Annotated in this window: 16 protein-coding genes and 1 pseudogene; 4 read left to right on the top strand and 13 right to left on the bottom strand. The window is 59.6% G+C overall.

From position 1 onward, the window contains the following. Positions 1-298: 298 nt before the first annotated feature. Positions 299-700, bottom strand: coding sequence for a PRC-barrel domain-containing protein (locus tag Q1K70_RS14115; protein ID WP_300160825.1), 402 nt, complete (start codon positions 698-700; stop codon positions 299-301). A 591-nt stretch (positions 701-1,291) separates the two neighbouring features. Here Q1K70_RS14115 and treZ point away from each other — a divergent pair. Together treZ and Q1K70_RS14105 are read left to right on the top strand one after the other, a co-directional pair. Further along, positions 1,292-3,187: a malto-oligosyltrehalose trehalohydrolase gene (treZ, locus tag Q1K70_RS14110; protein ID WP_300160823.1), complete on the top strand. Its 1,896-nt coding sequence runs from the start codon at positions 1,292-1,294 to the stop codon at positions 3,185-3,187. After that, positions 3,180-5,216, top strand: a complete 2,037-nt coding sequence (locus tag Q1K70_RS14105) for an amylo-alpha-1,6-glucosidase (protein ID WP_300160821.1) — start codon at positions 3,180-3,182, stop codon at positions 5,214-5,216. Before treZ ends, Q1K70_RS14105 begins: the two co-directional genes overlap by 8 nt. A 211-nt stretch (positions 5,217-5,427) precedes the next feature. Here Q1K70_RS14105 and Q1K70_RS22165 read toward each other — a convergent pair whose 3' ends face one another. The 11 genes and pseudogenes from Q1K70_RS22165 to Q1K70_RS14050 all read right to left on the bottom strand — a co-directional run bounded on the left by Q1K70_RS22165 (position 5,428) and on the right by Q1K70_RS14050 (position 15,327). Then, the gene (locus Q1K70_RS22165; RefSeq protein WP_366521707.1) at positions 5,428-5,784 is read right to left on the bottom strand and encodes a hypothetical protein; all 357 of its coding nucleotides are present in this window, start codon (positions 5,782-5,784) and stop codon (positions 5,428-5,430) included. A gap of 10 nt (positions 5,785-5,794) precedes the next feature. Then, positions 5,795-6,178 (bottom strand): hypothetical protein, encoded by a 384-nt coding sequence (locus Q1K70_RS14095; protein ID WP_300160819.1) that lies wholly within the window; start codon positions 6,176-6,178, stop codon positions 5,795-5,797. Positions 6,179-6,315: 137 nt separating this feature from the next. Continuing rightward, entirely contained in the window at positions 6,316-7,197 is an 882-nt protein-coding gene (locus Q1K70_RS14090; RefSeq protein WP_300160817.1) for a glycoside hydrolase family 75 protein, read from the bottom strand. A 157-nt stretch (positions 7,198-7,354) separates the two neighbouring features. Then, complete coding sequence (locus Q1K70_RS14085; protein WP_300160815.1) at positions 7,355-7,534, bottom strand: CsbD family protein; 180 nt, start codon at positions 7,532-7,534, stop codon at positions 7,355-7,357. Positions 7,535-7,631: 97 nt separating this feature from the next. Further along, on the bottom strand, positions 7,632-7,784 hold the full coding sequence (locus tag Q1K70_RS14080) for a DUF3309 family protein (protein WP_366521708.1): 153 nt from the start codon (positions 7,782-7,784) through the stop codon (positions 7,632-7,634). Between the two features lie 112 nt (positions 7,785-7,896). Next, positions 7,897-8,166 carry a BON domain-containing protein gene (locus Q1K70_RS14075; RefSeq protein WP_300160811.1) on the bottom strand — a complete coding sequence of 90 codons (270 nt, stop codon included), beginning with the start codon at positions 8,164-8,166 and terminating at the stop codon, positions 7,897-7,899. 124 nt (positions 8,167-8,290) lie between these two features. After that, the gene (locus Q1K70_RS14070) at positions 8,291-8,701 is read right to left on the bottom strand and encodes a BON domain-containing protein (RefSeq protein ID WP_300160907.1); all 411 of its coding nucleotides are present in this window, start codon (positions 8,699-8,701) and stop codon (positions 8,291-8,293) included. A gap of 786 nt (positions 8,702-9,487) precedes the next feature. Beyond that, positions 9,488-11,950 carry a glucans biosynthesis glucosyltransferase MdoH gene (mdoH, locus tag Q1K70_RS14065; protein ID WP_300160809.1) on the bottom strand — a complete coding sequence of 821 codons (2,463 nt, stop codon included), beginning with the start codon at positions 11,948-11,950 and terminating at the stop codon, positions 9,488-9,490. Continuing rightward, the gene (locus tag Q1K70_RS14060) at positions 11,947-12,588 is read right to left on the bottom strand and encodes a glucan biosynthesis protein (protein ID WP_300160905.1); all 642 of its coding nucleotides are present in this window, start codon (positions 12,586-12,588) and stop codon (positions 11,947-11,949) included. The genes mdoH and Q1K70_RS14060 overlap by 4 nt, the downstream gene beginning before the upstream one ends. A 173-nt stretch (positions 12,589-12,761) precedes the next feature. Continuing rightward, a pseudogene (locus Q1K70_RS14055) lies at positions 12,762-13,517 on the bottom strand (glucan biosynthesis protein); the annotation flags it as partial. 298 nt (positions 13,518-13,815) lie between these two features. Beyond that, the gene (locus Q1K70_RS14050; protein WP_300160903.1) at positions 13,816-15,327 is read right to left on the bottom strand and encodes a sigma 54-interacting transcriptional regulator; all 1,512 of its coding nucleotides are present in this window, start codon (positions 15,325-15,327) and stop codon (positions 13,816-13,818) included. A gap of 680 nt (positions 15,328-16,007) precedes the next feature. On the opposite strand from Q1K70_RS14050, the gene Q1K70_RS14045 reads away from it, so the two are divergent. Then, the gene (locus Q1K70_RS14045; RefSeq protein WP_300160807.1) at positions 16,008-16,304 is read left to right on the top strand and encodes a hypothetical protein; all 297 of its coding nucleotides are present in this window, start codon (positions 16,008-16,010) and stop codon (positions 16,302-16,304) included. A gap of 203 nt (positions 16,305-16,507) precedes the next feature. Continuing rightward, positions 16,508-16,588 (top strand): DUF4113 domain-containing protein, encoded by an 81-nt coding sequence (locus Q1K70_RS14040; RefSeq protein WP_300160901.1) that lies wholly within the window; start codon positions 16,508-16,510, stop codon positions 16,586-16,588. A 793-nt stretch (positions 16,589-17,381) separates the two neighbouring features. Here the strand turns inward: Q1K70_RS14040 and Q1K70_RS14035 are convergent. Continuing rightward, a complete protein-coding gene (locus Q1K70_RS14035; RefSeq protein ID WP_300160805.1) occupies positions 17,382-20,315 on the bottom strand; it encodes a DUF3320 domain-containing protein in 2,934 nt (977 codons plus the stop codon). Between the last annotated feature and the right edge of the window lie 349 nt (positions 20,316-20,664).

Here is a 20,664-nt window from a genome sequence, read left to right as displayed (position 1 = left end):
TTTGGGGCTGGCATGCCGTGCCGAGCAGCAGCAACGAAGCGATAAGCAGGATTCTGGCCAGTGTACTGGTCAAGCTGGTAGTCATAAGCATTCCCCTGAACGGGCAGATGGTTGTCATCCTTTTCGGACTCATTCGACTTGAGGAATCCGCGTATGCCATGGCCTGATTGTCAGTGCGCATGGGGCATGTCGTAAAGGCAGGTGTTGCGTAAAAAGAGCAGCCTGTTTTGGACGTCGTTGCAACATCCCAGCAAGATGCCCCTGGCTGGACGCTGGCCAGGGGCATCTGGTGAAACGGTTAGTCGGCGTACTTGAATTCTGGCATCGCCTTGACGGATTCCTTGGTGGCTCCTGGCAAAGAGACGCGGGCATCCTTTATCTTGAACTGGTTGACCGGGATGACGACGTCATGCTTGGCCATGCCCAGGAAGCCGCCGGTGCTGACGATGGCATAAGACATTGCCTTGTCTGGCGTCACAACGATGTCCTCGACAACACCGACTTTTGCATTGGCATCGTTGTAGACGTCCTTGCCCAGGATGTCCTTCTTGATGCTCCAGCCCTTGGCGAGCAGTTTGCTTTCCTCACTGGTGATACCGATGGTGCCGACGACCGGCGGTGTTTGCGCAAGGGCCGCACCGGCAATCAGGCTCAGGGACAGTGCCATGGCAACGATAAGAATCTTAGGCGCAACAGACATGAAGAACTCCTCGGTTACAGTTAGTATCCAAGTGGCATCCCGCTGCAGGCCACTGCCGCCCAAAGCCGCTGGCCTCTAGCTGGAGCAGATGTCCTGGAGGCCGGCGCCTTTTGTCCGGAGCCAGTCCAGGAGGACGCCCGTTCCCATGGACACACTTGGATTTCGTAAAACACTCTTTCTTCATTTCATGTTCCGTGCCATGCAAAAGCGTTCTGGTCAGTCAGGATTATTCTATCTATATCATTAATTAATTTTATATCACCAGGAACGGAAGCCTCCAATAAGCGGTCCCAATCTGCGGTCATATATCACCATTGGTGATATATGACCGCAGATTGTCTGCTCTCAAGCGTTTTGAAAATACTGGCTGGCGATATTTGCGTTGCAAGAAATGGGAATATTGGCGTAGACTCAAGAGTTTGCCCCCTTCCCTGGGGGGATGCGGCCGAAGACAGGGCTGACAGGCCCCTACTTTTGCAAAATCCGCATTGACGCTTTGGAACTCTGGCCTGTAATAATGGTGTTGATCCAAAGAGCCAGCCCTGTTGTTATGTCGCTTTAGGGGGCTGGGAAAAACCTGCGAGCAACTACATGAACGTTATGCCAACACGGCGCTTCCCCATCGGAGCCGAAATCCTGCCCGGCGGCGGGGTCCATTTTCGCCTTTGGGCTCCCCGGCATCGGTCGGTTGCCGTTGTCCTCGAGTCCGGGCCGGGCGCGACGAGGGAAATCCCCATGGCCCTGCAGGACGACGGGTACCACGCCGTCCTGGCGCCCCAGGCCGCCGCCGGCACCCGGTATCGCTACCGCTTGAGCGGCCAGGACGCCTTTCCCGATCCGGCCTCGCGCTTCCAGCCGGACGGTCCCCATGGGCCGTCCCAGGTGGTGGATCCAGCCGCCTTTCCCTGGCGTGACGGCCACTGGCCCGGAGTCGGCATCGAAGGCCAGATCATCTATGAAATGCACATCGGGACGTTCACCCAGGAAGGCACCTGGGCTGCGGCCGGGCGGGAACTGGCCGAACTGGCGGCGTGCGGCGTCACTGTCGTCGAACTCATGCCGGTGGCGGATTTTCCCGGCCATTTCGGCTGGGGCTACGACGGAGTCGGTCTCTTTGCACCGGTTGGAATCTACGGGGAACCGGATGATTTGCGCCGTTTCGTGGACGAGGCCCATCACTGCGGCCTGGGAGTGATCCTGGACGTGGTCTATAACCATGTGGGGCCAAGCGGGAATTATCTCAGCGAGTTCGCGGCCGACTTTTTCACCAGCAAGTATGAAAACGAATGGGGGCAGGCCATCAATTTCGATGGCGAACATTCCGGACCGGTGCGGGAATTTTTCCTGATCAACGCCGCTTATTGGGTCGCGGAATACCACATCGACGGCCTGCGCCTGGACGCCACCCAGCAGATCTTCGACGATTCGCCGGAATACATCGTAACCGCCATAGTGAGGCGGGTGCGGCAGGCGGCAGGCGGTCGCAAGACCATTGTCGTGGCTGAAAACGAATCCCAGGACGCAAATCTGGCACGCCCGGCCGCAGAGGGCGGCAGCGGCCTGGACGGCCTGTGGAACGACGATTTCCACCACGCCGCCACGGTCGCCCTGACCGGGCGCAGCGAAGCCTATTATTCGGACTATGCGGGGAGAGCGCAGGAATTTCTGTCCATGCTCAAATACGGCTATCTCTACCAGGGACAACGCTATGCCTGGCAGAAACAGCGTCGCGGCACGCCGTGCCTGCATCTGGCGCCGGCGCACTTCGTCGTTTATATCCAAAATCACGACCAGATCGCCAATTCCGGACGCGGCGAACGGATCCAGTTTCTGACCAGTCCCGGCCGTCTGCGGGCCATGACCGCGCTGTTGCTGCTGGCCCCGTGCACTCCCATGCTCTTCCAGGGACAGGAATTCGGCGCTTCGGCCCCCTTTCATTTCTTTTCCGACCACGAACCGGAACTGGCCCGGCTGGTCCGGAAAGGGCGGGCCAAGGCATTGCAGCAATTTCGCAGCCTGGCCACCCGGGAGATGCGGGCCCACGCACCGGATCCCGGCGATCCGGAGGTCTTTGCCCACTGCAAGCTGGATTTCAGCGAGCGCGAGCGTAACCGCCCGATCTACGATCTGCACAAGGATCTGCTGCGGCTACGCCGTGAAGACACCGTCTTTGCCGCCCAGAAACCAGGCGGCCTGGACGGCTCGGTCTTGGCGGACGAATGTCTGCTGCTGCGGTTTTTTGGCGAGGGCGACGACGACCGGCTGCTGCTGGTCAATCTCGGGCGGGATCTGCACCTGATCTCGGCCCCGGAGCCGCTGCTGGCTCCGCCGGTCGGCCACGCCTGGCAGATTCTGTGGTCGAGCGAGGACCCGCGCTATGGCGGCACCGGGACGCCCCCTCTCGACACCAAGGACAACTGGCGCATTCCGGGCCATGCCGCCGTGGCCCTGCGCCCGGCCCCCTGGGAGAAACGTAAGGATGACTGACCACCATGAGACGACCCCCGGCCAGGACCCGCATCTGCTGCGGGAATGGCTGGTCACCAACGGCCTTGGCGGCTATGCCTCGGGAACCGTGACCGGAACCATCACCCGGCGCTATCACGGCCTGCTGGTGGCGGCCCTGCCCAATCCCCTGGGCCGGGTGATGATGCTCAACGGCCTGTCCGAGCGCCTGCGCCTGCCCTGCCGCCGGGTGGTCCATACCGGCGCGGAAGAGCTGGCCGGCGTCGCCCCGGAAAACGTCTACCCTCTGACCGCCTTTCGCCTGGACCACGGCCTGCCGGTCTGGCTCTATGAAATCGACGGTTTTGTCCTGGAAAAGCGGCTGCTCATGCCCTACCAGCAAAATACCGTTCATGTGACCTACCGACTGCTGCGCGGCGAGGGAATGTTGCGGTTGAACCTGCGCCCGGCCATGCAGTTTCGTTCCCACGACGCCCTGGTCTGCCCGGAGCCCTCGGCCGCCTATCGGCTGTCGGTCTACAAAGACCAGTTCGAGATCACCGGGGAGCCGCAGTATCCCGTCCTGCGCCTGCAGCTGCACGGCCAAGCCACAGCGTTTACCTGCGACGGCAAGGTGACGGCGGCCATTCCCTACCGCACGGAGCGCAACCGGGGCTACGCCTGGAAGGGGTCGCTGTGGAGCCCCGGCTACTTCCGCACCGATCTGACGCTGGGCCAGGAGACCACCCTGGTGGCCTCCACGGAAAGCTGGGAAGCCATCCAGGCCCAGTCCCCGGAGTCGGCCTACCGGTCCGAGTCCGAACGCCGCGACAGCCTGCTGCGTCTGGCCGCGCCGGCCCTGAAAAGCGGCCCTGCCGCTCAGTTGGTCCTGGCGGCGGACCAGTTTCTGATCACGCCGGTGGGACGCATCCAGGCCGTCGTGCGGGCCAAGGCCGCCGGCGACGACGTGCGCACGATTATCGCCGGGTATCACTGGTTCACCGATTGGGGCCGCGACACCATGATCAGCCTCGAAGGGCTGACCCTGCTGACCGGGCGCATCAACGAAGCCGGCTGGATTTTGCGGACTTTCGCCGAATACGTCCGAAACGGACTTATTCCCAACATGTTTCCCGAAGGAGAGAAGGACGGGCTGTATCATACCGCCGACGCGACCTTGTGGTTTTTCCACGCCTTCCACCGCTACCTGGGCGCGACCAATGACCAGGCCACCTTGCGGCTGTTGCTTCCCAAATTTCGGGACATCATCGAAAAGCACATGAGGGGCACGGATTTCGGCATCGGCATGGACCCTGGCGACGGTCTGCTGCGCCAGGGAGCCCCGGGCTACCAGCTGACCTGGATGGACGCCAAAGTGGATGACTGGGTGGTCACGCCCAGACGCGGCAAGGCCGTGGAAATAAACGCCTTGTGGTACAACGCCCTGCGTCTGCTGCAGGGCTGGCTCACGCAATCCGGCGACGCCCCGGCCGCCGAGGACATCGGCCAGCGGGCCGACCAGGTCCGGGACGCGTTCAACGCCCGCTTCTGGCACGCATCGGGCGGCTATCTCTACGACGTGGTCGACGGCGAGGACGGTCGCGACGACGCGGCCTGCCGTCCCAATCAGGTGCTGGCCATTTCCCTGGATCATCCCGTTCTGGACGCGTCCCGGTGGCCGTCGGTGATGGAGGTGGTGACCAGGGAACTGCTGACGCCCGTGGGGCTGCGCTCCCTGGCTCCCGGGCATCCGGATTACAAGGCCAAGTATTACGGCGATCTGCGTTCCAGGGACGCCGCCTACCACCAGGGCACGGTCTGGGCCTGGCTCATCGGCCCCTACGTGGAGGCCTGGCTCAAGCTCCATCCGGGTCGGCAAGGCGAGGCCCGGGGATTTCTGACCGGTCTCATGAGCAATCTGGACGCGGCCTGCGTCGGATCCATCAACGAGGTGTTCGATGCCGAGCCGCCCTATCTGGCCCGAGGCTGCATCGCCCAGGCCTGGAGCGTGGCCGAGGTCCTGCGCTGCTGGGTGATGACCGAGGTCGCGGCCGAGGCAGCCCGGGGCTGAAGCGCCCCCCCATGGCTGTCTCGGGCGACGAGGTCATGTTGGTCGATATGCCCGAGAGCGGAGAATTCTCAAGATATATCCATTTTTTTCAACATCGAATGCCCCGCTCTCTCAGCGCATGACCAAGCGGAGGCTGGGCCCGTTTCCGGCGGTATTACAGGCAGGCCGCGGGAGAGCGGGCGAATCCAGCTCAAATGCGACGCAGCGGGAATCAATAATTCTTGGCGCTGTTGTTTTCTTGTTTGTTGAATTGGTTGATTTGTCTTTTACGCATATCCCGCTGGTGCTTCTTGATGCTGTTGGCTTTATCTTGGTTACGGACATTTTGCGCCGCTCTGTCGCGTTGTTCCTGTTCGTTGCCGTAGAGTCCTCCGGCAACGCCGCCCAGTGCGCCGCCGACCAACGCTCCGACCCCAAGGTTGCCGCCGGCCAAAGCGCTGATGCCAACGCCCGCGCCAGCGCCAATGGCCGCACCGGAGAGGGCCCCCTGCTGGGTGGGCGTCATGCGCGTACAGGCGGAGAGACTCAGAAACAGGAGAATAAGTGTCGAGATCGCTATGGATTGCATGATGGTGTCCTCAGTTCTTCTGGTTTTTGGCTATGACTTCATGCCAGATGACATCGAACACATTCCTCTGCATCTTGTCTGGATTCTGCCTGTAATAGTCGTCGACATGATTGGACAAATCCGACCAACTCATGTCCTTGAGTCCGTCAACCCATCCTTTGACGAGCCTTGATGCATCTTGCCCGTGCTTCTGACGGAGATGGTATTCCAGGACAAGGGCGCTTCCCGCTCCATACAGGAACGCCTTCTTTTCCAGGTCGGACGATTTCATCCAGATCTCGCCGTCGACATCCGGAGCGGGATGGTCCGCTTGCTTTTGCGCAAAGCCGGCGTCGGCCCCGATGAAAATGAATGCAGCTATAAACATGGGTAACAAGAAGTTTTGCTTTATCATAGCTTCCTCCATATTTAAATGTTAGAGTGTTCCGTATTGTCCGTTCAATATTCTTGCACCATATTTTCTGTTTGCATCGCGCCTCAAGCTCGCATAGAATTTATAAATGCATTGGACGATCTTCTCAGGCCAAATATCTATCGATCAACATACTGTCTCGGCTTTGAATGCACACTATCGTAATTCTTCCATTTGTAACGCTTGCCTGCACACATCACGGCCAGAGGCAGGACCTGTTGCAATCGCTCCATACCTCCCCATTTTTCGAACAGCGCCTTGGCGTGTACGTTGATGAACTCCAGATCAAGCGGCCAACCCATGGCACTGTTGGAGAAGATGACATAGACATACGTATCCTCTGAACCTTTAGCTTTCGGGTCGCTCTGGATGCCTAGGGCTTTGGCCAGAGCGATGGAGCCCTCGCCGATGCGGTCTTCAGGGCCGATATCGGCGAAGATGCATCCGGAACTGGCGTTGTTTCTTTGGTTGATCACAAATCCGAAATCGCCTATTTTTACCGGAAGATGTATTCTTCTTGGCAGAACATAGAATGGAACTGTTTCTGAATTCACATATCGGTTCTGGTCGCCGTTGGACTTGGTGCTGTCCTGCAGGGCAGTTCCCGAGACATAGAAACCAGGAGCGGGATCGCCTGCGCCTTGCAGGATGGGGTTGCCGCCAGAATCGCCCGTATCGGTGACGATTCCCCACCAGTTGCCCGTGCTGCCCGCGTTGGCGAGATGGTCGACGCCGCGCCCCGTGTCCCTGTGATAGGCTTTGGGCGCACCGTCGGCGTTAATGACCATTTTTGCCTCGAAGAAATAGACGGATGCAGCGTTTTCAAAATGGTATATATCTGTCCTGCCGATACGCTGGACGCGGACGGGCGTTGTCGTATCGTCGTTTCCCCTGCTCTCATGTCGTGACCGATCCGTTCTGACTTGCGCAAACCCCGGAGTTGGCGTCGCAAGCAGGATTGTCGCGAGTGCCAGGATCAGCGGCGGGCTGTGTGCGTTCATGGCGTTGCCGATGGGATGCGAAGCGCCGCCTTGCCAGAGGAAGTTTCGTCCCGGGGCCAGGACTATCCCCGGCTCCCCCTTCGACGGCGTTGCGGGCCGTGCTCCTCCAGGCGGCTTACGGCCATCCAAGGGAGGGGGCACGGCCCTGACGGCTGGTCTATTTCTCGATGTCTTTCTCGATTTTGCCGATCTTTTCCTGTATCTTGCCATCGAGATTTTCGCCCTTCCCCTCGATCTCCAGGTCGTGATTGTTTATGGCAGCCCCGACGACCTCCTTGACCTTGCCCTTGGCCTGGTGCAACTTGCCCTCAGCAATGTTTTTTGTGCTGGACTTCATGAATACGCTCCTGAAATGTATTTTGGTTGAGCTGTTCCATTATTTATAAACACCAGCCTGCATTCTTGCGAATCCAAGCTGTCGCATCTGAGGACGCCTAAAGCTTGCCCATCAAGAGCAATATCAGAAGAACAATTATTATTGTGCCTACGATCCCGCTTGGGCCATAACCCCACGACCGGCTATGCGGCCATGCTGGTATCATACCAAGAAGAACAAGGATAAGGACAATAAGAAGAATAGTTCCTATTGACATGGTGTTTTCCCCGTATTTCCGTTATAGCTGAATCGCTATCTCGTCATCAGATTGTTTGTTACCGACTTGACACCTTTCACTGCGGCCGCCTCATTCACTGCTTGCTTCACGGCCAAGCTTGAGCCCACGATGCAGCCAGGTCGCACGACTGCTCCTTGGCAACCGGAGGGTGACCGGGACACTTTGCGCGCCGGGCCGCCAATGCTCCCTGCCATGACGTTGGGGCGATGGCCGCCTCATCGGACGAGTTGCCGCTGCTGCCGATCTCGGCCGTCTTGGTCCTCCCGGCGACGGTCATATTGTTCACCACCCTCCTGACGCCGCGGACGTCGCGCACCAGTTTCGTCGCCAAATCTTTTTCCGCGGCATTGAGCACCTTGCCTCCACTGCGACCACGCCGTCTTTCGTATTCACTGTTGCGTTGAGAGCGTTGGTCGAGCGGTGCAAAAGCAGGGTCGTCTTGACCAGGGCACTGATGAAGGCGTCGTCGATCGCTCCGTTCATAACATCCATCTCCTGCCCATGGTCTTTTCTCCGATCAGTTTGTCACCCTTTATCTGCTTATCTTGGATTTCCTGAGCCGTTTTCACGGCCATTTCATTGAGAACTCTTTTGAATCCGTCTACATCCATGGCATATTCTGTCGTCAAATCCTTTTTCTCCGTGCTTGTGGCTTTGACACACAAAGACACTACGCCATCGGCTGCGGACACCTCGGTGGCTGTGTCGTTGATGCTACGATGATACAGCAGTGTTGCTTTTACTTTCGTAATGAGCCATGCTTCCGAATAAGAGTCTTGGCCATCTCCGCGCAGCGCCAATTGGTTGTCGACGCTTTTGACTCCGGGCAGGCCAATCACGATTTCCTTGGCCAGCGTCTTGTCGGACTCATCGGAGACGGTCCCGGTCAGGGTGCCACCCCGTCGTTTGCAGTCACAGTAATGCCGTCGTTCCCAAGATATGTTTCAAAGACGAATGACTGCTTAGCCATTGCAACAATATGATCATCCTCGCCTGAGGCAAACGATCTGCCACTCGACATGGCAACAATTATTGCGGCCACTACCAAACTGCCAGTGCAAGTCTTATGTTTCATGCGCCAGCATCCCCAGAAGCCGTGCAACTCTTCAACAGCACCATTCGCTGCTTTCGATAAACTCAATACAATTAGCGTGCCACGTCCTTTTTTATTTTCATAAATGCACAGCCCCCTGTTTTGTCGAGACAATTAAGATCAACTTGCCGAGCTTCTCCACGGTCTGCCACGGGAATGCGGCCATATTTGACCAAAGGTCATATATGACCGCCGACGCATATAAAGGCGCGTCCAGTGGCAGGGGACACTGAGGCCTCGACGAAAAGGAGAATGGCGCAGTCGGGCTGGCCTTCCATCCCGTCCGTGACTCCGAAGACCTGCTGCGGGCGAACGCCGGATGAACCCGACAAGGCGGCTCTCGTGATCCGGGGCCGGATGCCGCTGCGAGGCAAAGGCCATGTACGGACCGGCGCGGCGGGATGTCAGCGCTTGTTCAACCGCACTTCGGGCAAGAGGAAGCAAACGGCGCAGGAAGAACCTGTCCGGCCGGACCGGGCTTGCGCCGTCAGGTCAAGGGAGGGAGAAGGCGTCAAACAGCCAGGGCGTCGCCGCTCTTGGCGATCGTTTGGGGCGGTGCTGCCGGAGGAGCCGGGCAAGAGACTTAGCGCCAACTCGCAAACCACCGCTCCCGCAAGGCATGCTCGGGAAGCCGCCACAGCGCGCGGTGGACGGCCGTCAAGGCGGCGGGATCCTCGAGCAGGGCCGATTTTTCCGCTCGGGTGAGGCCGGCCGGGCCAAGGTCCAGGGCCTTGTCCACCAACGCCTGGCGCACCGTGGCGTCAACGCGCGCCGTCCGGGACGGTCGGCCAAGCAGGGCCAGACGCCTGCCGCAGGCGGCCGGGTCCACCACGGCCAGGGCCACGCCGCGTTCCCGGGGAATGCCCAGGGGCCTGGCAGCCAGGGCGTTTCGCTCATGAAAGGCCGCCAGCTCCGCCAGTTCGCGCGGCGGGTCCACTTCTTCGGGAATAAGCAGCAGCCCGAGGCGTTTGAGCCACCGGCCAAGGCTTGGCAGGCTCGTGACCACGGACAGGGGAACGGCCAGGAGCAGCGGCCCGAAAACGGGGCACACCCACCAGAAGAATTCCCGGTTGTACAGGAAGAGCGTGCCGGCCCACAGCGCGGCCAAAAGCGTGCCGCCGAGATGGAAGCGGATGGCGTCGGACCAGGCCGTCGAGCGATCGTCGCGCGCCTGCCGGCCCCAGGTGGTCTCCCGGCCAAGCAGAGTGATGCTGACGAACTTGCTGTGGAAAAGCATCCGGATGGGAGCCAGGAGCGAGGAAACGAACACCTCGATGGCCATGCTGCCAAGCAGTCGCCAGAAGCCGCCGAACAACCGGAGACGGCCCTTGAACAGGACGAGCAGGGCGGCAAACGCCTTTGGCAGGAAAAGCAGCACGCCGGTGGTGGCCAGCAGGCTCAAGGCCCACCACGGCTCCCAGATCGGCCAGTCGGGAAAAAGCGTGCGCGTTGGCGGAAAATAGGTGGGCGGCGTCAGGGACTCGATGATGGCCTCGGCCGTGGAGACGGCCAGGAAAAGGAACCACAACAGGGCCGAACCATAGGCCATGACGCCGTTTAGGAACAAGGCCCGGTGGACCGGAATGAAGCCGCGGGTGAAGACCAGCCGCAGATGCTGCATGTTGCCCTTGCACCACCGCCGGTCCCGGGCCAGTTCGGCCAGCAGGTTGGGCGGCGCTTCCTCGTAGCTCCCGGGCAGATCATAGGCCAGCCAGACGCTCCAGCCGGCCCGGCGCATAAGCGCCGTCTCGACGAAGTCGTGGCTGGATATTTCGCCGCCAAGGGGCGGCTTGCCGGACAGCCGGGGCAGGGCGCAGTGGCGCATGAAGGGACGGATGCGAATGAGCGCGTTGTGGCCCCAGAATTGGGCGTCGCCCAGGAGCCAAAAGCCCAGGCCCGCCGAGAACATGGGCCCGTAGAGGTGGCTGGCGAACTGCTGCAGTCTGGCCAGAAAGGTCTCGCGCCCGACAATGGCCGGGACTGACTGCAGGATGCCCACTTCCCGCCGGGCTTCCATGACGGCCACCATGCGCGCGATGGTTTCGCCGCTCATGACGCTGTCGGCGTCCATGACCAGCATGTAGATGTAGTGCGCGCCGAAGCGGCGGCAGAAGTCCGCGATGTTGCCGCTTTTCATCTTGGTGTTGACCCGGCGACGGCGGTAGAAGACGCGCTCCGGGGCGTCCAGACGCTCCCGCAGTGCGGCCCAAGCCACTTCCTCCTCGGCCCAGGCTTCCGGGTCACGGGTGTCGCTCAAGATGAAGAAATCGTACCGGCCGATGTCGGCGTCGCGCTCGAGGGAGCGGTAGACGGCTTCGATGCCGGCCGTGACCCGGTCCATGTCCTCGCCGTAGACCGGGAACACGATGGCCGTGCGCGCATCCGGCCGGGGCGGCATATCCGATGGCCGGGGCCGGGTGACGGCAAAGCGGTCGAAGCGTTTGACCAGGGTGGCGAAGCCGGCCATGGCCGTCCAGAACCCGACGGAAATCCAGGCAAAGAGCATGGCGAAGACCGCCAGCAGCATTTTTTCCAGCACCGTGCCGCCTTCGTGGGGCAGGACCGAGGCCATGCGCAGAACCGCGAACGCGGTCGGCAGGAAAACGAGAAAGGCGAGCACGACGCGGCGACGGCCGGCGACGGCGCTCCAGGCCTGGTTGGAAGCTGCGCGGGGCGCCGTGGAGCTTTTGGGGGCATGTCCCTCCCGAGGAGGCGGCTTGCCCACGGCCTTGGCCACGGCCTTGCGCCAGACCCGCAGCCCCATGGCTTCCGGGGCCATGGGCGTACGCAAAAGGACCGGCGTGGGACGCAGTTCGGGATCGGGACGCGGGGCGTCAAGGCGCGTCATCAGATCGGTCATGGCCAGCCGGATCGCCGTGTCGGGATCGCCGGGTCCGACCGGGAGCCTGCCCAGGGTGTCCAGGGCCGTCTCCAGCCGGGCCGCCTCGGACAGGGGGAGCCGGCGCGCATAGGCGACCAGCCGCGCCCCCAGTCCGTCGAGCCAGGGCTTTGCCTGGTCGGGCGGGGGAATCGCGCCCCGGCTCATGATTTCCCCGGCGTTACGGCGTAGCTCCAGGTCTCGCTGACGCTTTTGTCTTCGAACTTCAAAAACGCCCGCAGCTCGATGGGACCGCGTTTTTCCGGCAGGATGCCTTGCAAGGTGGAGCCGCCGTCGAAACCGATTTTAAATGTCAAGCGAAAGCCGCCGGTGACGGGATTGCGGAAACACTGCTGCTCAAGGAGCGTGGCTCCCGGGCCGACGCTGACGACCGCTTCGGCCTTGGCGTCCGCCTTGAGGGCGGGCAGCTTGCCGCCCGCGAAGTCAATGACAAACTGGCGGCTGTTCTTGTCGGGCTGGGAGGACCGGGTGGCTGTGGTCCGCACCCCGGGCGGCAGTCCGCCGGGGGCGTCCAGCCAGCGCATGCGGTAGTCAAAACGCATGGCTGTCCCTGGCGCAGCCTGTTCCTTGGGGCTGAAATAGGCCACGACATTGTCGTGGATTTCCTGCTCGGACGGGATCAGCACCATCTCCACCCGCCCCGCTCCCCAGTTGCCGCGCGGCTCGATCCAAAGGCTCGGGCGCTTCTCGTAGCGGGCCTCGGTATCCTGGTAGCTGTTGAAATCCGTGTCGCGATGGAGCAGCCCGAAGCCTTTGACGGCATCCGCTTCAAAACTGCCGACCAGGAGATTGGCGGGATTCTGGGCCGGTCGTCAGAGCCATTCGCCGCTTGCGAAATGGAGCAGCAGGCCGTCGAAATCATGCACCTCGGGCCGCCAGTCCATGCGGCGCTCGGCAGGGAATTTTCGCCATACAGGAACATGCTGGTCAGGGGGGCGATGCCGAGCTTCTTGACCGGAGTCCGCAGGTAGATCCGGGAGGCGACGTCCATGACGGTTTCCCGGCCGGGCATGATGGTGAAGGCAAAGGCCCCGGCCAGGCTGGGGCTGTCCAGGAGGGCGTAGACGGTCAGGCCTTTGGCGGCGTTGCCCGGGGTCGGCTTGACGATCCAGAATTCGCGGAACCAGGGGAACTCCTCGCCCACGGCTTCGGCGGTGTTGATCGCCAGTCCCCGGGCCGACAGGCCGTAGACCTGACCCTTGGCCACGGCGCGGAAGTAGGAGGCGCCCAGGAAGACGACGAACTCGTCGAGATAGGCCTTGGTATTGATGGCGGTATGGACGCGGAAGCCGGCAGCCCCGATTTCCGCCGGAAGCTTTTCCGGAAGTTCCTTGACCTGGCTGTAATCGAACATGTCCTTGGTCACGGGCAGGGAGACGACCGTGTTGCCGTCGACGACATGCAGCTTGACGGTGCGGTCGTAGAGAAAGCCCGGATGAAAGAACTGGAGCTGGTAGGGCGAGGCGCTTTTGGCCCAGAAGGCGTGGTCGGGCCTGAAGCGGATTTTCCGCCAGGCGTCATAATCGAGGTTGCGCAGGGCTTCCGGAATGGGCGGCGGCGCCTGGAAAGGAACCGCGGCCAGTTCCCTGGCGGCCTGCTCCACATTTTCCAGGGTGAAGGGCGTTGTGGCGGCCAGGGCGGCCGGAGTGTGGAAAAAGGCCCCGGTCAGGCAGACGGCTGCGGCCAGCGCCCCGGCAAGCCCGCGGAGCGGCATCGAACGGATGCGCTTCATAAGGTTTGCTGCGCTTTTCATTGTCTTTGTCCTTTCTTCTGATGGCCCGCCGAACGCGCAGGATCTTTGCCGCCTTTGCGCCAAATGCCGACGGTCCGGCAGGATCAGCGTCGGGCGGGCCAGGGGGGCGTGTCATGGTGTGCCCCAACGGCAAGGTGGCGCTGCCTGCGGGTGGGGGCCCCAAGACAGGGCGACGCCGCGACAGGCGACGTTGCAACCATCACGTGCGCGCGTCGGCACGGGCCAGGGCAAGGAACCGGAAGGACGGGAGGATGCGGCGTCATGGCTTATGGATATTGAGCTTGCGCATACGGGCGCGCAAGGTGCTTCTGTCGAGTCCAAGTATTTCGGCGGCGCTGTCCTTGCCGCCGACTTTCCAGTTGGTCTGGGCAAGCACCAGCAGTATGTATTCCCGTTCGACCGCTTCCAGGGTCCTCTGGTTGCTGGGCAGGGATTTAAAGGGTTTCTTGAGCTCATCAATGAGTCGCAGTTTCGGTCCTGAAGAATTGATGACGCCGCGCTCAAGGACATTTTCCAGTTCACGGATGTTTCCTGGCCAGTGATAGTTCTGCAAGGCGTCCATGACATTGAGTGGTATGAATTCGATTGATTTGCCAAGCCGTTTGGCAATTTTTTTGACAAAGTAGTCCACAAGAAGTGGTATGTCTTCGGTGCGTTCGCGAAGCGGGGGCACCGTGATGGGGAAGATATTGAGTCTGTACCAAAGGTCGTCGCGAAAATGGCCTTTCCGCACTTCCTCTTCGAGATCGCGATTGGTGGCGGCAATGATCCTGACATCCACCTTGATGGTGCTGGAACTGCCGAGTCGTTCGAACTCGCCGTTTTGTATTACACGAAGCAGCTTGGGCTGGAGTTCCAGGGGCAGTTCGCCGATTTCATCCAGGAACAGGGTGGCGCCGTTGGCCACCTCGAAACGGCCCAATCGCTTGGAATACGCGCCAGTGAAAGCGCCTTTTTCATGGCCGAAAAGTTCACTTTCAATCAGATTGGAAGGCAAGGCGGCGCAGTTCATTTTGACCAGGGCGCGGTCCTTGCGCAGGCTCAGGCTGTGAATGGCCCGGGCCACCAGTTCCTTGCCCGTGCCTGTTTCGCCCAGGACCAGGACGTTGGTGTCTGTCCCGGCGATCATTTCGACCTTATAGAAGACACTTTTGACGGCATCGCTTTTGCCGACAATATCGTCATGATTGTATTCCAGTTTGATCTCGTCCTGCAAATAGGCTCGCTCGGCTTCGAGCTGATCCTTAAGCTTTTTAATTTCTGCAAACGCCGCATCGGAAGAAGCTTGTCTTTTCTCTGATTCTTCCTGTGATGCAGCAACGCTCAAGCAAATTTTTTTGGATATTGTCAGGCTGTCTTCTTTAAGTTGCTCTATATACGTCAAATCATCCACAGAAACAATGATGAGATGCAAACAGTTTTCTGTTTTGTGAACGACATTTGCACTCAAATGGATGATTTTATGACCAGATCCTTTGGCATAATAAGGAACATCAATGGACTGAAATTGTGCTTTTCCTTTCAGGACACGATCCAATAACTCCTTGAGTCGCTTGCGTTCGCCATCACTCTGGCCAAAATCGAGTATTGATGTTCCTTCTGCCTTGTTCTGCGGCAGGCCAAACGTATGACAAAACGATACGTTGGCTTTGACGATGACGAGATCGGAATTCAGGAGCGCCAGGGGGCCAGATATCGAGTTCATAATACTGCCAACAGTCTCGATGACGGCCCTCAATCTTTCGGCATCATTCTCAGGATGATTCTTCATGGTCACAGTCTATGCTTGCTGCAAGGTTGGGTATGGCACTGCAGAAAACATACTTGTTTTGCGCAATTGCATGGAGAAACAGAAATCCATACAAAAACTGTTATACTCATCCTTTGAAATTTTGCCAGCAGAAAAGCCGTTTGTCGGCAAGTTAATCCCAAAGAGTCTGGGCGAAGCATGATTCGTAGGGATTCGCATTGGCTGGCAAGGCCCGGGATGAACCCGGGGCTCCCCCACCCGAAGGGCGGGGCCGCGCAGGGCAGGAGAATCGTCCGGTTGGCTTGGGATGCCCCGACTCGTCTTTGCGTCACCGGTCTTCCTTCCCGGGGGAGGCTTCCCCATGCCGCGGGAGGTCTGCAAGGCGCTCATCCGCGTCGCCAAACCCGGAGACGCCTTGCCGCTCAGTCGATCTCCTGACTCACCGAGGAGTTAGGTCCATTTGTCAATGCCGTGCCTAAAAACCAGCCAAGCATTGCACAATCGACAAGCCCACACCGCCTCAATAAACTTACCAAACAATAGCAGCACGTTGGAATCTATATTTGTTGATATGCACAAAATATGGCGAAGACCCTCGACACAAAGGATTCTCCAGTGATACTGTTTGAAAAATCCCTCAATTTTGCAGTCGATCTTGAAGGGATTTTCTTTGCAACTCGATGCAAGGGGAGTAGTATCTTATGGCTCTTGTTCAAGATGTTTCGAAGACCGCGGCCAGAGAAATCCATCACCTTCTGGACCAGGCTCAGGCCCTGGTCGATGCGACCGCCGGGGAGCAGGAGTCCCGGATCAAGTCCGCCCGGGATGCCCTGGCCAGCCGACTGGAGTCCGCAAAGGATGCCGTCAGCCGGGCTGAAGGCCGATTTCTTGAAAAAGTCCGGGCAACGGACGCGGTTATCCGCGAGAGACCATACTACGCCATGGGCGGGGCCTGCCTCGCCGGCCTGCTGTTCGGTTGGCTGCTGTCCAGAAAATAGGACATGACGAGCCTGCTGCTTCATGGCCGGCGGGAGGCCCGGTCCGCTGGCGCGGGCTCTGCAATGAGGTGTGCCCCAGCCGTGTCCCGGCATATAATGACGCCACGGCTATGACAGCATGATCGGCACCGACTGAACCGGGGAGCCGCCTTCTTGAATGGGATGCCCCGAGGAACGCCGCCACGTCAAAAGCAGAACGCCTCATGGAGGCTATGCACCGGGCAAACGCCCGATGGGGCCGCGATATGCTTAGGCTAGCGGCTTGCGGCATCAAGCAGGACTGAAAGATGAAGCAGGCAGCTCGACCGCCTTACTTCAAGTTACCCACCCGGTTATCCACATGCTAAAAGGGGTCAGGCCCAATGCGACCTAACCCCTTGATTTTATTTTTTGGTGCGCCCGGCAGGATTCGAACCTGCGGCCGTCTGCTTAGAAGGCCATTCTTAACCCAGCATCCATCTGAATTTACTAATATTTTTAAGATGATCGGATAACCCCCCCGGACATACCCTGCCTGGCGACGAAGGGGAACGGTTCTCCAGGGGTTATCCATATTGCAGCGTCGGCCCAGGGGAAAAGGCCAGGGCCCCTGCCCTGCCTCGCCCCACGACGACTCATCAACTGCACAGCATCCTCCAGGTGCAGCCGCCAGGGAAGTCTTATTCACCTAATTTTATTGAACTTTTTTAAAAAAAGAGAGCATCTCCCCAACAAAAATAACAGTGCCCAGGGGATTCCAGGCTATCCAGGGGTTGTCCAGATTGCAGCGCTCTTTACGGGAAAATCTAAAAAAATAGTTCGCAGAACCTCCACAAACTTCTCAGTATTGAACTCCGAGAGCATCATTATTGATCTTGAGGAGTAACAGTCCATATCCACTTCAACGTAAATTCGGCCTTCAAATCTTCATCGAGCTTATCGTGCGTCGAGAATAGCTGCTCAAGCAATTCCTTCTGCGACCAAAGTCTTACTTGGAAAAATTGCAACAAATTTCTGCTGTACGATTGACTTGAATCCAATTAAAATACTTACTTTTACAATATATCTTGTCGATATAAATCACAAAATAGGTATCGATCACCTCGTCTCCCAAGCTCGTTCAAGCCTGGCTCTAGTAACTGTGCGAAGACGTTGTAATCCCATGGTGCGTGCCATGACTGCTACAGGGTCTTCAGACGGGGCGAGGGAGGCGGCGACAACACGTGCGAGTGCGGCGAGCTCGGCCAAACTGATTTCGTCCGCTGACCGGGACTCACCGTTCACCTCCATCCTGAAACGGTCCCACTGGCCGAGATTAGTGCCGGCAGGCCAGAAAAATATGACACCGTCTTCCTCTGCGACGCCCGTAAATTCCCGAGATGCAACATTAAGGACCTTCTCCCGAATCTTGCTGCCGGCCTTGTAGAGTCCGCACCTTTTGGCAATGCGCCTGGCCAGGACATCACCCCGAATAGGACCTTCCACGGCCACAATTTCCCGGATGGCGGCGGCAAGTGCTGCTTCCTGACCATCGGCCAGGAGGTCTGGACTTGTCGTCGCCTCCAGAGTAGCTGCGCTGCCTGTCTCTTGAGCAACGCTACGGTAGGCATAAGCCGCTTCGGGAGCAGACTCAGATGCCATGTCCGCTGTCTGGGACGGGAAAACAGCATGCTGGCGCGGGTTGTCGTCTTCACCCGTTGGGGATGCCATCACTTCGTCTGAAGCGGTCTTTTGTGCTTCACGTCGGGCTGCCTCTTGACGGGCTCTTTCCAACTCGTCCTTGGCCCGCTCCGCCCGAGTTTCCTCAAGGAGTTTTCTCAGCTTGGTGTCGACGTTCTTCGCTGCCGTTTCAGCGTCGTGCCACCAGTCCGTGGACCAGGTGCGCACGATCCTCCAGCCCAGACCCCGCAGAACCTGCTCGCGAAGCCAGTCACGATCCCGCGCCGTAGCCGCTCGGTGGTAGGTCGCGCCGTCGCACTCAACGCCAGCCAGATATCGGCCGGGCCGTTCGGGATCGACCACACCCAAGTCCACGCGGAAAGCCGAGACTCCCACCTGGGGGTGAACCGTCCATCCCCGACGGGACAGAGCCGCAGCCACAATTTCCTCAAAAGGCGAATCGAAGTCACCACGTGGAACGGTTGTCTCCTCGGCCAAGGCCCTGATGCCACGCTGGGCATAATCGAGGAAAACCTTCAGGTCGGCCACTCCCTTGGCCTTCGGCGCGCGCGCCAGCTCGATCTGGTCTGGCAAGAGGCTTGTAAAAATCCGCAACCCGTACTTGGCCCGGGTGACGGCCACATTCAGTCGCCGCTCGCCGCCGTCTCTGTTCAGGGGCCCGAAGTTCATGGACACCCGGCCAGACAGGTCCGGGCCGTAGGTGATGGAGAAATAGATCAGGTCGCGCTCGTCACCCTGGACGTTTTCCAGATTCTTCACGAAGACCGGTTCTGTCAGATCTTCGGAGAAAAACCTTTCCAGCTCGGTGTCTCGGCGACGCTCCTCGTCGAGAAGGTCCTCGATCAGCTTTTGCTGCTGCGAGTTGAAGGTCACCACGCCGACGGACTTGCCGCTGGCCACAAAGTTTGGGTCCTTAAGGTGACTGACGATATCCGCCACGACCGCCTTAGCTTCGATTTGGTTCGTGCGGCTGCCCCCCTTGTCGTATTGCCCGTGATCTACCAGATGCAAGGAGACCGCGCAGTCGTCGGTTACCGGAGAAGGAAAGGTGACAAGAGTGCCCTTGTAATAGCGGCGGTTGGAGAAGGCGATGAGGCTCTCGTGACGGCTGCGGTAGTGCCAATTCAGGCGTTGGCAGGGCAGGCCGGCGCTCAGGCACTCGTTGAGGATGCTTTCCATGTCGCCGCCAATTTCCACGGTATCGTCAGCATCCTCGTCCTCGGCCCGGTTGAAGAAGTTGGTAGGCGGCAGTTGTTTGGGGTCACCCACGACCACGACCTGTTTCCCTCGGGCCATGGCACCGATGGCGTCCCATACCGGAATCTGACTGGCTTCGTCGAAGACCACCAGATCGAACAGGGCTCGGCCTGGCGGCAGGTACTGGGCAATGGACAGCGGACTCATCAAGAGACAGGGCGTCAGCCGGGGCAAGGCTGTAGGCAACTGTTCGAGAAGCTGCCTCAGGGGCAAGTGACGGCGTTTTTTTGCCATTTCACGGCGCAATACCCCCCATTCCGAGACGCGTTTGGTCTCCTCGGCCTCGGGCACATCCTTGCGGACAATGGCCCGAATACAATCCCTAGCCAGGTCGGCCAATACCCGGTCCAGATGACGGAAATCCTCAATTGCCTGTTCGTGTTCCACCGAGACAAAGCGTCGGAGCAAGGCATCGCCGTCCACCACGGCTCGCAGCCACCAGCGGCAATAATTGACCGCAAAGGCCTCCCTGGCCTGCTTGGCAGCAATGGAATCTTTTTCCAGGGCTTCGGCCAACACACCCAGCCCGACGACATGCGCTTCTTCCACGACCCGATTCCAGGCGCACCAGAGGTGCAATAGTTGGGGGCGTGCCAAGATATCGCGGCAACAGTTAGCAAGCCGAGAGGGAGTCCGGGCGTCCAGGCGGCGCGTACCAGCTGTGTCACTGCCAAGTCGCTCATTCAGCGTAATAAGGACGGTCCGCATACGGGCAACTTTGGCCGCGAAATCGATGCCAGCCCGTGCCACCGCGCCGGAAGGGGAAAGCAGAAGGTTATTTTCACCAACAAGCTGCTGGAGGGCTTCCACGCCGGCCTTGAGCGCCTCGGGACGGTCATAGAGACCGGCGAGGCTGTCCTTGAACCCTTCCCCCAACTTACGGGCCAGGACGAGGTCCTCGGCCCTAGTCTCCGCTCCTTTCCAGAGTCCGCACGTCGTCTGCCCCAGCCCGACATAGGTCGAGAGCTTCGTGTCCAGGTCCCGTATCTTGATCAGGACATTAAAAACGACGGCCGCTCGATTCAACCGTTGCCAAAAGCGGTCGAATGCGGCCTGACAGGACGTTTGGCGTTCGCTCCAGGCCCAGGCATTCACGGCAGGATCCTTCAGGTCCTCGAAGGCGGCGAGCTTGGCGTCCAGGTCCCGGACGCCAATGAGCAGGTCCAGATCCCGGGCGTCGTCCGGGGTATTGGTCGGTTCGGTTTTGGCTACGCCCCTCAGGGCCTTGCGGACTTTACCTCGGGCCAGGGAGTTCTTTGGCCACCAAGCCGTGGCCGCTTGCTGCCATGCTTGACGATGCCCCTCTAGTGTTGCGTCCTTGAAATAAATCTATATACTGGCCTCCAGTTTAGGAGGTCAGGATGGGCGCTCGGGTAAAGGTTGAGTTGACGGAGGAGCAGGCGGCAACGCTGCGGATGCGGGCTGGGTCCGGCAAGACCGAACA

Origin of the sequence: Solidesulfovibrio sp. (assembly GCF_029978005.1) — a bacterium.
In the GTDB taxonomy this organism is placed as follows: Bacteria; Desulfobacterota; Desulfovibrionia; order Desulfovibrionales; family Desulfovibrionaceae; genus Solidesulfovibrio.
Note: the sequence above shows the minus strand (reverse complement) of the source record. Positions and strands in the feature narration are given on the sequence as shown.

Bases quoted from the DNA above. Each gene is read 5' to 3' on its own strand.
- Q1K70_RS14115 (WP_300160825.1), bottom strand. From the start codon at position 700: ATGTCTGTTGCGCCTAAGATTCTTATCGTTGCCATGGCACTGTCCCTG.
- treZ (WP_300160823.1), top strand. From the start codon at position 1,292: ATGAACGTTATGCCAACACGGCGCTTCCCCATCGGAGCCGAAATCCTG.
- Q1K70_RS14105 (WP_300160821.1), top strand. From the start codon at position 3,180: ATGACTGACCACCATGAGACGACCCCCGGCCAGGACCCGCATCTGCTG.
- Q1K70_RS22165 (WP_366521707.1), bottom strand. From the start codon at position 5,784: ATGCAATCCATAGCGATCTCGACACTTATTCTCCTGTTTCTGAGTCTC.
- Q1K70_RS14095 (WP_300160819.1), bottom strand. From the start codon at position 6,178: ATGATAAAGCAAAACTTCTTGTTACCCATGTTTATAGCTGCATTCATT.
- Q1K70_RS14090 (WP_300160817.1), bottom strand. From the start codon at position 7,197: ATGAACGCACACAGCCCGCCGCTGATCCTGGCACTCGCGACAATCCTG.
- Q1K70_RS14085 (WP_300160815.1), bottom strand. From the start codon at position 7,534: ATGAAGTCCAGCACAAAAAACATTGCTGAGGGCAAGTTGCACCAGGCC.
- mdoH (WP_300160809.1), bottom strand. From the start codon at position 11,950: ATGAGCCGGGGCGCGATTCCCCCGCCCGACCAGGCAAAGCCCTGGCTC.
- Q1K70_RS14050 (WP_300160903.1), bottom strand. From the start codon at position 15,327: ATGAAGAATCATCCTGAGAATGATGCCGAAAGATTGAGGGCCGTCATC.
- Q1K70_RS14045 (WP_300160807.1), top strand. From the start codon at position 16,008: ATGGCTCTTGTTCAAGATGTTTCGAAGACCGCGGCCAGAGAAATCCAT.
- Q1K70_RS14040 (WP_300160901.1), top strand. From the start codon at position 16,508: ATGGAGGCTATGCACCGGGCAAACGCCCGATGGGGCCGCGATATGCTT.